Origin of the sequence: Cryobacterium sp. Y62, from assembly GCF_002929785.1 — a bacterium.
GTDB lineage: Bacteria > Actinomycetota > Actinomycetes > Actinomycetales > Microbacteriaceae > Cryobacterium.
The window spans coordinates 25,847-39,004 of sequence record NZ_PJJK01000110.1 but is presented as its reverse complement, the minus strand read 5'-3'; the positions used below and the strand labels follow the sequence as shown (position 1 = coordinate 39,004).

Below are 13,158 nucleotides of genomic sequence, written 5' to 3'. Positions count from 1 at the left end.
GAACACATGCGTCGGCAACACCGCCCGAAACACCTCGTTCAGGTCAAGACCGGCTGGAATCGTCGGGCAGTCGGCGAACTCGGAAACACCGGCATCGGGAGCGACGACCTCCGTAATGAAGCATTCAGGCGCAATGAGCTCGCCGTATTGTCCGGCTCCAGCCGCCACTTCGGCCCGCCAGTCGGCGTCGTACTGGGCCTGAAACGCCGCGAAATCGAGGCTGTCCCTGGCTGTTACCGGCCACGCGCCGTAAGCTGCGAAGAAAGGATCGACGAGGCCCTGCTGGGGAATATCGCCATGCTGGCTCATGCCTCCATAGTATCAAAACCACCACTCAAAGTCGAGAGATTCTCAGATACATTTAGATTTTCGTACGAAGTCACGTTCGGCTCAGAAAAGCGTTTTCGAGACCGCTTTGCGCTGAGCAATGGCTGTTTCGCGTGGCCCGTCAGGACACTAGTGGGCGGCCTAGACGCCGAGGCTTGCCACCGCGGCGACTGCTTCACCAACGGATGCCGCCGCCTCGGCCGCCTCCGCCGCCGATGTGCCAGCACCCAGCGTGAACCGCACCGCGGTCAACGCCAGGTCATTCGACAGGCCCATGGCGGTGAGCACGTGCGACGGCTCGCTGCTTCCGGCCGCGCAGGCGGACCCACTCGAACAGACGATGCCGCGCGCTTCGAGCTCCAGCAACACCGCCTCACCGCTCGTGCCGGGAAAGACGAAGGACGCAGTGCCCGGCAGTCGTTCGGTTGGGTGCCCGGTGAGCCGGGCCGACGGCGTCACGCGCAGCACCGTGGCGATGAACTCGTCGCGGAGGGCGCTGGTGCGCTGGGCGGCGAGAGCGCGTTCGTCGCTGGCCAGGCGCAGCGCCACCGCCAGGGCTAGCGCTCCGGCGACGTTCTCGGTGCCACTGCGTTTGCCGCGCTCCTGGCCGCCACCGTGCAGCAGCGGTTCGATCACGAGGCGGCCGCGCAGAAAAACCGCTCCGATGCCGGGGGGAGCGCCGATTTTATGGCCGGACAGGCTCAGCGCGTCCACGCCGAGTGTCGTCACGTTCAGGTCGAGCCAGCCACCGGCCTGTACCGCGTCGGTGTGAAATGGTACGCCAGCGTCACGGGCAACGTGAGCGAGGTCCGCAATAGGCTGCACGGTGCCGACCTCGTTGTTGGCGTAGTGCACCGAGACCAGGGTGGTGTCGGCGCGGAGCGCGCGGGCGAGGCCAGCGGGATCGACGCGGCCGGCAGCATCCACTGGCAGCAGGGTGATCTCGAAACCGTGCAGTCGGCGCAAATAGTCGCAGGAGTCGAGCACGGCCTCGTGCTCGATCGGAGTGGTGACGATGTGGCGGCCGCGCGGGGCGCCGAGGGAGACTCCCTTGATGGCGAGGTTGTCGCTTTCGGTGCCGCCGCTGGTGAACGTCACTTCGCCGGGGCGGCAGCCAAGGAACCGGGCGACGCTGCGGCGCGCCTCCAGCAGCGCGGCAGCGGCCGCTTCGCCGACCTGGTGATGGCTCGACGGGTTGCCGAAGCCGCTCGTGAGGTGCGGCCACATGGCCGTAAGCGCTTCACGGCGTACCGGGGTCGTCGCAGCATTGTCCAGGTAAATCATGGGCTCAGAGCGCGAATCCGGCCGGCGCGCTGACTCGAATGGCAATGTCGAGTCCGAGGTCTAGCGAGTTCACGCTGTGGGTGAGAGCACCGACCGAGATGACGTCGACGCCGCATGCCGCGATGTCGCGTACCGTGTCGAGCGAGACTCCGCCGCTGGCCTCGACGATGGCCCGGCCGGCGATCTGCTGCACGCCTGTAAGCAAGTCCTCCGGGCTGAAATTGTCGAGCATAATCGTGTCGATGCCGGCCGCGAGCACGTCGTCGATCTGGTCGAGGCGGTCGACCTCCACCTCGAAGTGGGTGGTGTGCGAGAGCTTCGCGCGCACCGCGCGCAGCGCCTCGGTCAGTCCGAGCGGGCCGGCCGCGAGGATGGCGAGGTGGTTGTCCTTGGCCATCACCGTGTCGGAGAGGCTGAACCGGTGGTTGTGGCCGCCGCCGTCGCGCACGGCCTGGCGCTCGAGGGCGCGCAGCCCTGGCGTAGTCTTACGGGTGTCGACGATGCGGGCCTTGGTGCCGGCCGTCTCGGTGACGTACCGGGCGGTCAGGGTGGCGATTCCGCTCATCCGCTGCACGAAGTTCAGACCGATGCGCTCCGCCTGCAGGATGCCGCGGGCCGGGCCGGCCACCTCGGCGAGCGTGGCGCCGGGTTCGAACCGATCGCCGTCTTTGACGAACTGGCGAACCTCGATGCGGGGGTCGGTCAGGCGAAAGGCGGCGGTGAAGACGCCGCCGCCGCTGAACACGCCGGGTTCGCGGGCCTCGAGCCTGGCCGTCGCGACGGCGTCCTCGGGGATGAGCACGGTCGAGGTGAGGTCACCCCAGGGCGCATCCTCGTCGAGGGCGGCCTGCACGACAACGTCGATGGAGTGAGTGGTCAGCATGCGATGGCCTCCTTGGCCGGAATGAGAGTGCGGGATTGCGAGCGTCGTACGTGTGACACTGAGCGGGCCAGTTCGGGCCGGGTGTCGGTGAAGTCCGAGCGGTAGTGTGCGCCGCGCGACTCTTCGCGGGCCAGGGCGGCGGTCACGAGCAGGCGCGCCAGGTCGAGCAGGTTGCGGTCTTCGAGGGCGGCGACGGAGCTGCTGGTAGCGTCGGAGGCCGTCCATTCGGCGAGGGCTGCTGCTGCTGCAGTGAGGCCGACGCCGGAGCGGTGCACTCCGGCGGAGTCCCAGAGGAGTTGCTGCAGGGTTTGGCGGTTGACCAGCGTGCCGAGATCGGTTGACGGTGATGTTCTGGCGGTCTCGACCAGCTCGACTCGTGGATGGTTTGTTTTCGCAGGTCGGGTTGCGTCACCGACGGCGTCAACGCCCTGGACTCGCAAATGGAGTAAATATGCTGGTTGGGTAGCGTTGGCAGGGTCGACCTGGGTAGCCCCGGCGGGGGAGTGTACGGCCAGCGGCGTCACGGTCGTGCTCATCCGCCAAGGCTCGCCGAGGGCGCGCACGGCTCGGTCGGCGAACACTGCCGCCTCGAGCAGGGAGTTTGAGGCGAGCCGGTTGGCGCCGTGCGCTCCGGTGCGGGCAACCTCGCCGACGGCGAAGAGCCCGGGCAGGCTGGTTCGACCCCAGGCATCCGTTTCGACGCCGCCCATCCAATAATGCGCGGCCGGGGCCACCGGAAGCGGATCGACGGCCCAGTCCAGACCCGCTCCCCGGCAGGCCGTTGTGATGGTGGGAAATCGGGTTTCGAGCAATGTGCGTCCGAGCGCGGTGGCGTCGAGCAGCACCGGAGTGCCGCCCTGCCGCTCCATTTGGCGCGCGATGGCCCGGGCGACGACGTCGCGCGGCGCGAGTTCGGCGTCGGGGTGCTCGCCGAGCATAAAACGACCGCCGAGCTGATCGCGCAGCACGGCGCCTTCGCCGCGCACCGCCTCCGATACCAGCGGCGTTCCGGGCACGGCGAGGGCGGTCGGGTGAAATTGATAAAATTCCAGATCGGTAACGGATGCCCCCGCTCGCCACGCCGCCGCCACCCCGTCCCCGGTTGCGACCGAGGGATTGGTGGTGTGCGTGTACAGCGCGCCGGCGCCGCCGGTGGCCAGGATCAGGGCGTCAGCGGTCAGCGAAAGCTGCACGCCGTCTGGGCCGAGCACCCGAGCGCCGACCACGTCGCCCCGGTCAAGTATCAGGTCGACGAGCATGGTGTGCTCCCGCACCTCGATCGCAGCGCGGCGCCGCACGGTCGCCACGAGCGCTGCTTCGACCGCGGCACCGGTGGCGTCGCCGCCGGCGTGCACGACCCGGGAACGGGAGTGGGCGGCTTCGAGGCCGCGGGCCACGCCGGATTCATCCCGGTCGAAGTCCACGCCGAAGCGAATGAGGTCGCGCACCCGTGCCGGACCCTCCTCACAGAGCACGCGCACGGCCGCCGGGTCGCACAGGCCGGCGCCGGCGCGCAGGGTGTCGAGTACGTGGGCGTCGACCGAGTCGTCGCGAAACAGGGCGGCGGCAATGCCGCCCTGCGCATAACGGGTGTTGCTCTCCGGCAGCACCGACTTCGTGACGAGCACGACGCGGTGGCCGGCATCCGCTGCCCGCACGGCCGCGAGTAAGCCGCCGAGGCCGCTGCCGATGACGAGAATCGACGCCATGTCAGACGCCGGCCAGGAGGGCCGTCGGCACGGTGGATTCTGGAGCAAAGGATGCCGGCGGCCGGGCCGCCAGCATCCGCTCAAGGGCGACGCGAGCGTGTTCGGCGATATCGGCCGACACTGTGATCTGGTTGAGCACCTGGCCCGGTTGTTCGCCGCCACCGATGAGCGCTTCGAGCACCCAAGCCAGGTAGCCGGCGTGGATGCGGTACATGGTGGAGCAGGGGCAGATCACCGGGTCGAGGCAGAAGATCTCATGCTCTGGGTGCTGGGCGGCTAGCCGGTTTACGAGGTTGATCTCGGTGCCGATGGCGAAGGTCGTACCGGCCGGGGCAGCGGCGATGGTTTTAGCGATGAAGTCGGTGGATCCGGCCGAGTCAGCGGCGTCGACGACCGCCATCGGGCATTCCGGATGCACGATGATCTGCACACCGGGGTGCTCGGCGCGGGCGGCGTCGATCTGCGGCACGGTGAAGCGGCGGTGCACGCTGCAGAAACCGTGCCAGAGCACGACGCGGGCGGTGTCGAGTTGCTCGGCCGTGTTGCCGCCGAGCGGCCTGGTCGGGTTCCACATCGGCATCGCATCGAGTGGCACCCCCATCGCCTTGGCAGTGTTGCGGCCGAGGTGCTGGTCGGGGAAGAACAAGACGCGCTGGCCGCGTTCGAAGGCCCACTCGAGCACGGTCTGCGCGTTCGACGAGGTGCAGACAATGCCGCCGTGCTCGCCGCAGAAGCCCTTGAGCGCGGCGGAGGAATTCATGTAGGTGACCGGAATCACCGGAACCCGGCCGGAGGCATCCGCTTCGGTGCCGTAGAGGACCTCGAGCTGCTCCCAACACTCAGTGACCGAGTCGATGTCGGCCATGTCGGCCATCGAGCAGCCGGCGGCCAGGTTCGGCAGGATCACGGCCTGATCGGGCCCGGAGAGCAGGTCGGCGGTTTCTGCCATGAAGTGCACGCCACAGAACACGATCGCGGCGGCGTCGGGGCGGCTCTGGGTAGCCTGGGCGAGCTGAAAGCTGTCGCCGACGAAATCGGCGTGCCGCAGCACCTCATCGCGCTGGTAGAAGTGACCGAGAATGACCACCGAGTCGCCGAGCACGTTCTTGGCCTCGACGATGCGCGCGCTGAGTTCCTCCGGTGAGGCGGTGCGGTACCGCTCGGGCAGTGCACCCTGGCGGGGAGAGCCGGCCGGAATGACGTCACCCATCGACGATCCGGGGCCATAACCGGGGGTGCCGGTGTCGAACTCCCACGGATCTGTCGCCAGATCGGGGCTGCACGTGCTGCCGGCGGCTTTGCCGGTGCCGATGAGACGAATGGTGGTCTCGACCGAGGGAATAGTCATGGTCGTGCTCCTTGCAAGATAATGAGAGTGAGAAGTGAGAAACCTGGGTCAGAGCAGCGGCAGCGGTGGGTCGTGCTCGTTGGCACGATCGTCATAGCGGTAGAGCCGCGCCGGTCGATGCCGGGCCCCGGCCACGTGCTGATCGGTGCTGATCAGAGTGCCGCTCGCCTCGATCGACCGCCGAAAATTGGCCGGGTCGAGCGCCTTGTGCAGCACGGCCTCGTATACCTCCCGCAGCTGGGCGAGGGTGAACGTGTCACCGAGAAAGGCGTGTGCGATTCGCGCGTATTCGACCTTGGTGCGCAGTCGCCAGAGCGCGTATTCGACCACGCTGTTGTGGTCGAAGGCGAGCGGGGGCAGCGAATCGGCAGCGAACCACCGCACGTTTTCACCAACGGATGCCCGTTCCGCCACCTCCGAGCGCACCAGCGCCCAGTACACGACGGAGACCACGCGCAGCCCGGGGGAGCGGTCGAGACGTCCGAAGGTATAGAGCTGCTCGAGGTAGCGCGGGGACAGCTCCGTGGTCTCGCGCAGGGTGCGGGCGGCGGCGGCGGCGAGTTCTTCGTCTGCGGGCAGCCACCCACCGGGCAGCGCCCAAAGATCGCGGTGTGGGTCGCGGGTGCGCCGAACGAGGGGTAGCCACAGGGTCTTGAGTCCGGACTCGTCGTCGGGGCGCAGGGCGAAGATCACGGTCGACACGGCCAGACTTGAACCCGCAGTGCTCGCTCCCGCAGTGCTCGCTCCCGCAGTGCTCGCTCCCGCAGCGCTCGCTCCCGCAGTGCTCGCCGGGACGCCTTCGACGACGAGCGGGCTCTGTAGGGCGCTCAGGGGGGTCTGTACGGAATGCTCCAGCACGGGGATCCAGTCGTAAAGGTCGATTTGACTCTAACTGCTGCACCCATCATATAGTCAAACTGACTCAAACACCCGAAGGTGACGAAACCCCGTCGTTCTTCGGTTGGCGCAATTCATCCATAGGCGGTCGCCCGTAAGTCGAACTTCGTGCGGGAAACGCTGATCTCGGATCAATCGGGTTGTAGAATCGCAACCCAAGCCAGAGGAGTCAGGCCAGAGGAGTCAGGCTCCGCGGGTTGCGGCAGCTGCGCGCGCGCCGGCCCGGCTGATGCCCATGCCCGTCACGCTCCAGAGAGTCACCCGGGCCATCGCCTCGATCGCGATGCGCGGGCTCATCTTCGACGACCCGCGCACCCGCTCGACGAAGGTGATCGGCACTTCGACGACGCGCAGGTCGGCGCGCACGGCGTGCAGCAGCATCTCGATCTGAAAGCAGTAGCCGAGGCTGTCGACGCTGGAGAGGTCCATGCGTGACAGGGCGCGGGCCGAATACACCCGGTAGCCGCCGGTGGCGTCGCGCTGAGGCAGCCGCAGCAGCATCCGGGAGTAGAAGGACCCGCCGCGGGAGAGCGCCCGTCGATGCCAGGGCCAATTCTCGATGGCCCCACCCGGCACCCAGCGTGATCCCAGCACGACGTCGGCCGTTTCGGCCGCGGTCAGCAGGCTGGCGAGTTGCTCCGGCTGGTGGGATCCGTCGGCGTCGAGCTGCACAAGCTGGGTATAGCCGTGGCCGAGAGCCCAGCCGAAGCCCTCGAGGTAGGCGGCGCCAAGGCCGGTCTTGGCGGTGCGATGTAGAACGTGTACGGCCGAATCCGCCGCGGCAATCTGATCGGCGAGGCTGCCTGTACCGTCGGGGGAGGCATCATCGACGACCAAAATGTGCGCCTCGGGAACGCTAGAGCGTACGCGTTCAACAATGCTGGCCACGTTCTCGGCCTCGTTGTAGGTAGGAATGATGACCAGCGTGATAACTGCGAAGTTCTGGGGCACTGGCTTACCTCGTCATTTCAATAATGATGGTGCGGTTGACCAGCGTCGTCTCGTCGACGCGGAATCCTTGCAATTGCAGCGTGCGGACATCCGTTTCATTTCGCCATTCCGCACTCCCCGAGTATTGCAGCAGCCAGACCGTGTTGAGGTTCGCCAGGGCCGGAAGCGCGTCGGTCAGCGGAGCTACTTCGTCCCAGAGCCAAGCCGTGTCGCTGTAGGCACGAGTCAGCGTCACGTCGTGCAGGCCGGCGAACGCCTCGGGGTAGAGGTGCATCGCCAGGCGCGGAACGCGCGACGGGCGAACGCTCTGGTCGAAGATGATGCCGTCGCCGGGCAGGGCCTCGGTTGCCAGCACGGCTGCCGCCTGACGCCAGTCGCTGCCCTCGTTCTTGCCGAAGTCACCGCGTTGCACGGCGTAGGCGGGCACGATGGTGGCCACGAGCAGGGCAACGCTTGCGGCGCGCAGCCAATTATTGGCCAGGGCAGCAACCCCCACGGCGATCACGACGCCCACCGCCGGAGCGCAGATCGACAGGTAGCGCGTCGAGTACATCGGGGTGACTAACTCGTTGCCGAGCAAGAGGATACCGCTCGGCAGCAGCATCCAGGCCAGGAAAATACTCAGCGCACCGCGGCTGGGCAGACCGGCCTGATAATGCGTGCCGCGGCGCCGAAAAAATACTGCCATGACGGCCACGACAATGAGCGCCCAGGCCATGATCGCGACCGGAACGGTGTCGAACCACTGCATGACCGCAGCTTCGGAGACGGTGACCCGCGGTCGGCGGCCGATGAACGCGATCTGCTCCCGCTGGGCTGAGCCCGCGAGCAGAATGGGCAGGGCCAGCAATAGCCCGAGGAGGCTCGCCCCCAGCCAGACGGCCAGGCTCCACCACAGTCGGGCAGTGGGTCGGCGAAGCGGATGCCGGTGAGCCAGCGCCACGACTGCGACGGCATGTACCGGAAGCAGCAGGGCCAGGTACAGAAAGACGTACAATCCGACCGCGAGCAGCACGGCGTAGCCACCCCACAGGGCGGTTTGTCGGCGGCGACTCGCGCTGCGGCTGCGCACCGCGTGCACGAGCAGCACGGTCAGCCACACGCCGATGGCCGTCGCGATCGCCGTCGATCGCGCCTCTGACCCCATATAGGTCACCCGGGGCAGCACGGCGAAGATCAGGCCGGCGCCGATCGCCGCCGGGCGCGATGTGAATTTTTCGGCCAGAACGACCGTGCCAGCAGCGGCAGACCCGATCGCGATCGCGCTCGGCAGCCGGGTGGAGAACTCGGAGGCACCAAACAGGTCGATCCAGCCGTGCAGAAACAAGTAGTAGGCGCCGTGCACCGCATCGATGTTGCCGAGCATGGCGAACAGTGAGGGCAGCGACCGCTCGCCCGACATCACACTGGCCGCTTCATCGCCCCAATACGACGGCTGCCAGGACCAAGCGACCGACACGATAAAGCCGACGAGTCCCACGAGCAGAGCCGACCATCCGGTTGATCTGACGGTGTAATCGGGTCGGTGCATCGGTCGAGGAGCAAGGGAATGAATCGCTGTAACGAAGGTCACTCGGTCAATTTACCCAATAATTGTTACCGGTAACTACCGAACCCCCCCCGAACTTGTCGCAAAGCCCAATCCCTTTGCCGCACGACGTCGTCATCGGCTGCCAGCTAGGCTTTTGCCATGAGCCCAGAAGCGCAGCGAGACCAACCAGCCGCGGTGGGCGTTGCCATCGCCCAGTTCGCGCCGGGGCCCGATAAAGCGCAGAACCGGGCCGTGATTTGCCAGCTGGCCACGACAGCCGCCCGACGCGGTGCCCACCTGGTGGTGTTCCCGGAGTACTCGGCCTTCTTCGAGCCCAAACTCGGCCCGGCGTTCGTCGCCGCCGCGGAGCCGCTCGATGGCCTGTTCGTGACGGCGCTCGCCGCGCTCGCAGCCGAATTGGGCATCCACATTGTGGGCGGCATGCTCGAGACGACGGAGGACCCGGCCCGGTTTTCGAACACCCTGGTCGCCGTCGATCCGACCGGCCGCCTCGTCGCGAGCTATCGCAAGCTGCACCTCTACGACGCCTTCGGCGACCGCGAATCCGACTGGGTGCTGCCGGGTGACATGGACGTTCCCGAAACGTTCGAAGTCGGCAGCCTGCGGGTGGGCCTGCAGACCTGTTATGACATCCGTTTTCCCGAAGTAACCCGTCGCCTCGTCGATGCCGGCGCAACCCTGGTGCTGGTGCCGGCCGAGTGGGTGCGCGGCCCCCTCAAGGAACACCACTGGCGCACATTACTGACTGCTCGGGCGCTCGAGAACACAGTGTTTGTGGCCGCGGCCGATCACACGCCGCCGATCGGCGTTGGCATGAGCATGATCATCGATCCGATGGGCGTCGCGTTGATCAGTCTCGGTGAGGCAGCGGATGTCGCCATCGCCTTCCTGGAACCGGCGCGCGTTGAAGCGGTGCGCGCGATCAACCCGGCCCTGGCGCTGCGCCGGTNAGCGGTGCGCGCGATCAACCCGGCCCTGGCGCTGCGCCGGTTCGCCGTCGTGCCGCGCCCTGATTCTTACGGCCCTGATTCTGACGGCGCTGATTCTGACGGCGCTGACCCGGCTACCGTTCGCTGACGGTCGCCTTGGTCGTATGGGTCTGGGCGGCCGCCCGAATGCCGATGGCCGGTTCGACCCTAGGTGCCTGGTTGGCGTTGACGACCGCACCCTCTTCGGCGGTTACGACAAGCCCCTGGCAGCTGTTCGCCGCACGCGTGAGCTGCGCCACCCAGTTCGGATTGATGGTCGGAGCGTGGCCGCCGGCGAACTTGAAATAGAGCGGAATTGCCGGGTGCAGCCACGCCGCACTGCGCCCGTCGCCGACCACGGTGGCATCGCGCCAAGACAGCAGAAAGCTCTCACCGTGGCGCAGTTTCTGAACGATCACGAGTTGCAGATGCGCCAACATTCGGTCTTCGAATTCCACGACGACACGGTCATACGTGAGCGAACCCATGAGTGCTACCTTCGGTCGGTCGTGCTGCCCCCAGCGAGAAGCAGAGGGTGTTGAAACACTGGAGCCGGAACGATTGAAAGCAAAGCCTGCACTTTAGCGTGGAACCGGGTACTCCCGACAACTGTCCTCCGTTCAGGGGACAAACACAAGCAATTCAGCAAGTGCCCAACGCCTTGTCACATTGATCTGCACCGAGCGCCTGCTCCATCGGCGGCGGAGCGGTGAATTCGAGCCGGAGCAGTACTTCGAGTGGGCGTTCGATCTGACCGAAGTGCCCGGACCTCGCAATCGTACTGATCACGCACTGGGGCACGACCTCGCACAATTTCGCGTCATCGGCGGCCGTGACGAACACGTCGTCGTCACCGTGCACGGCGCGCACCGGGCACACGATCTGAGCCCAGCGCCGTGTTGCGTCGTAGGCTCCGGCGCGGTCAGTGGCGAGCACGAACCCGGCCGGACGCACCTCGGCTCCGAGCGCGGCGACCACGGTCGAGTCAATGATTCCTGGGTGTCGAAATAGCGGTGCAACGAGGCCGCGCAGCAGGTTCAGGCGAGCCAGAGCCTTGATCAGGCCACGACTAACCCCGCCGCCGAGCCGCAGCATCCGCATCGTCAGCAGCAGCGCGGTGAACGCTGGCAACACGAAGAAGTGGCGAATTGGGTGACGCACGCTGTCAATGATAGAAAACGACGTGGCGGAGACCAGACCGACGGATGCTGTCGCCCGCGTCTCGCTCGCCGCCAGCTGCAACGCGATGATTCCTCCCATGGAATGACCCACGACGTTCCAGCGCTCGTAGCCGAGGGCTCGCGCGATTTCGGCGACTGTCTCGGCCATCGACTCGACGGTCAGGTTCACTTCATCCGCGGGAAGCGGCGAGTCGCCCCACCCGGGCAGGTCGGGAAGGATCAGGTCGGGCAGATCACGCTCGGTCGCGTGGGCCGCCTGCAGCAGGGGCGTCCAGGTCGTCCAGGATCCGGCAGCGCCGTGCAGCAGAATGGTCGCGGTCTGGCTTGCGGTGCGGCGACCATGGCGCACCACGACTGTGCCGCCGCGCAGGCGCATTGAACTGGTCGTCAGCCCGAAATGGTGGGCAGCCGGGTCGAGCGCGAAGGGGTTATAACCGAGCACGGTTGCCGGGGGTGCCGGTCGGGGCTGGGAGTCGGGCTCACAGGATGGTTCCTGCACGGGTTGCGCCGGGCGCGGGCCTGGCTTCGGCCGCGGCGCCGGAGTATCAAGGCCGGTCGCGACGGAGAGGCTTCTGCTCGTTGGTCGGGTCATCAAGATGCTCATATGGATAGTTCGGTGCCGGAACCGCGCCGGATTGCTCCCAGCCGTGACAAATACGGGGCACGAAACACAACGCGCAGGAAGCGAACGCGTTGAGCCAATTGACAGGCCGGAATATCGAGTACGCCGCGTCCGTTACCGCCTACGGACGAAAAGCGACGACCGCTCGCCCCGTCCTCCCAGAACCCGTCGATCTGACTGACCGGCTGACTCGTTATTTTCAGAAAGAAGTACCCGTGAACCTCTTTTCCCCGCTGGCCCTCGGCGACCTTCAGCTGCCCAACCGCCTCGTGATGGCACCGCTGACTCGCATCCGTTCTGGACAGTCTGGGGTCCCCGGTGAGCTGGTGGCCCTGCACTATACGCAGCGAGCCACTCTCGGCTTGATCGTGAGCGAGGGCACCTACCCGAGCCACGCCGGTCAGGGTTTTCCGGGCCAGCCCGGCCTGGTCGAGCCGGAGCAACTCGCCGGTTGGCAGGCCGTGACCGACTCCGTGCACGCCGCCGGCGGACGCATCGTCGCCCAGGTCATGCACGCCGGTCGGGTCACACACGAAGCCACGAACGGCGGATACCCGGTCGTGGCTCCGAGCGCGATCGCCATCACCGGTAGTACCCGCACCTATGACGGCAAGCAGGACTTTCCGGTGCCGCACGCGCTGACCATAGACGAACTTCCCGGCATCATCGCCGAGTTTGTGCGCGGGGCGAAGAATGCCATCGCGGCCGGATTCGACGGCGTCGAGGTGCACGGCGCGAACGGCTACCTGCTGCACGAATTCCTCTCGCCGACCTCCAACGTGCGCGACGACGCCTTCGGCGGGTCACCCGAGAATCGCGCCCGTTTCGTCATCGACGTCGTCACGGCGGTTGCCGCGGTGATCGGCGCCGGCAAGGTGGGCCTGCGCATCTCGCCCGAGCACAACATTCAAGATGCCCTCGAAACGGATGCCGATGACGTCGCGGCCACCTACGGTGCCCTCCTCGGCGGGATCGCCCCGCTGGGCCTGGCGTACCTGAGCGTGCTGCACGCCGACCCGGCCGGGGAGTTCGTGCAACACCTGCGGGCGCGTTTCGGTGGCAACCTTCTGGTGAACAGCGGATTCGGCGTGATCACCTCGCGCGACGAAGCCCTCGCCCTGGTTCGTGACGACGTCGCGGATGCCGTCGTGGTGGGTCGCGCGGCCATCGCCAACCCCGACCTGCTGCGGCGCTGGCAGGAGGACCTGCCCGTGAACGAGCCCAACCCGCTCACCTACTACGCCGACGGCGCCCGCGGCTACACCGACTACCCCGCTTTAGCTTCCTAACTACCCGGCCCTGGCTTCTAAACTCCACTCTTGCTCGGGTCGGGTGCGTAACTCCTGCAATTCTTAGGCTGTCGGCGAAAGTTCCGCGTCATTTCGCGGGCGAGAACGCGCTGCCGCAGAAATTGCAGGAGTTATGCACCGGTATTG

Annotated in this window: 11 protein-coding genes; 2 read left to right on the top strand and 9 right to left on the bottom strand. The window is 66.8% G+C overall.

Going from position 1 to position 13,158, the window contains the following annotated elements:
• Positions 1 to 468: 468 nt before the first annotated feature.
• The 7 genes from CXY71_RS11730 to CXY71_RS11700 form a co-directional block, all read right to left on the bottom strand.
• Positions 469 to 1,611, bottom strand: coding sequence for a cysteine desulfurase family protein (locus CXY71_RS11730; protein WP_104135788.1), 1,143 nt, complete (start codon positions 1,609 to 1,611; stop codon positions 469 to 471).
• Between the two features lie 4 nt (positions 1,612 to 1,615).
• On the bottom strand, positions 1,616 to 2,494 hold the full coding sequence (gene nadC / locus CXY71_RS11725; RefSeq protein WP_104135787.1) for a carboxylating nicotinate-nucleotide diphosphorylase: 879 nt from the start codon (positions 2,492 to 2,494) through the stop codon (positions 1,616 to 1,618).
• Positions 2,488 to 4,203, bottom strand: a complete 1,716-nt coding sequence (gene nadB / locus CXY71_RS11720) for an L-aspartate oxidase (RefSeq protein ID WP_104135786.1) — start codon at positions 4,201 to 4,203, stop codon at positions 2,488 to 2,490. The genes nadC and nadB overlap by 7 nt, the downstream gene beginning before the upstream one ends.
• 1 nt (position 4,204) lies before the next feature.
• A complete protein-coding gene (gene nadA, locus CXY71_RS11715) occupies positions 4,205 to 5,551 on the bottom strand; it encodes a quinolinate synthase NadA (RefSeq protein WP_104135785.1) in 1,347 nt (448 codons plus the stop codon).
• A gap of 48 nt (positions 5,552 to 5,599) precedes the next feature.
• Positions 5,600 to 6,259 (bottom strand): NUDIX domain-containing protein, encoded by a 660-nt coding sequence (locus CXY71_RS11710; RefSeq protein WP_104135837.1) that lies wholly within the window; start codon positions 6,257 to 6,259, stop codon positions 5,600 to 5,602.
• A gap of 372 nt (positions 6,260 to 6,631) precedes the next feature.
• Positions 6,632 to 7,399 (bottom strand): polyprenol monophosphomannose synthase, encoded by a 768-nt coding sequence (locus tag CXY71_RS11705; RefSeq protein WP_104135784.1) that lies wholly within the window; start codon positions 7,397 to 7,399, stop codon positions 6,632 to 6,634.
• Positions 7,400 to 7,403: 4 nt separating this feature from the next.
• Positions 7,404 to 8,972: a glycosyltransferase family 39 protein gene (locus CXY71_RS11700; protein ID WP_146072813.1), complete on the bottom strand. Its 1,569-nt coding sequence runs from the start codon at positions 8,970 to 8,972 to the stop codon at positions 7,404 to 7,406.
• A gap of 117 nt (positions 8,973 to 9,089) precedes the next feature.
• Between CXY71_RS11700 and CXY71_RS11695 the strand changes: the two genes are divergently transcribed.
• A complete protein-coding gene (locus CXY71_RS11695) occupies positions 9,090 to 10,028 on the top strand; it encodes a carbon-nitrogen hydrolase family protein (protein ID WP_104135782.1) in 939 nt (312 codons plus the stop codon).
• Here the strand turns inward: CXY71_RS11695 and CXY71_RS11690 are convergent.
• Together CXY71_RS11690 and CXY71_RS11685 are read right to left on the bottom strand one after the other, a co-directional pair.
• Positions 10,015 to 10,407: an ATP-dependent DNA ligase gene (locus tag CXY71_RS11690; protein WP_233204607.1), complete on the bottom strand. Its 393-nt coding sequence runs from the start codon at positions 10,405 to 10,407 to the stop codon at positions 10,015 to 10,017. The genes CXY71_RS11695 and CXY71_RS11690 overlap by 14 nt on opposite strands.
• Before the next feature lie 154 nt (positions 10,408 to 10,561).
• A complete protein-coding gene (locus tag CXY71_RS11685) occupies positions 10,562 to 11,599 on the bottom strand; it encodes an alpha/beta fold hydrolase (RefSeq protein ID WP_233204606.1) in 1,038 nt (345 codons plus the stop codon).
• 338 nt (positions 11,600 to 11,937) lie between these two features.
• Here CXY71_RS11685 and CXY71_RS11680 point away from each other — a divergent pair, with 338 nt between their 5' ends.
• On the top strand, positions 11,938 to 13,011 hold the full coding sequence (locus tag CXY71_RS11680; RefSeq protein WP_104135836.1) for an alkene reductase: 1,074 nt from the start codon (positions 11,938 to 11,940) through the stop codon (positions 13,009 to 13,011).
• Positions 13,012 to 13,158 lie beyond the last annotated feature (147 nt).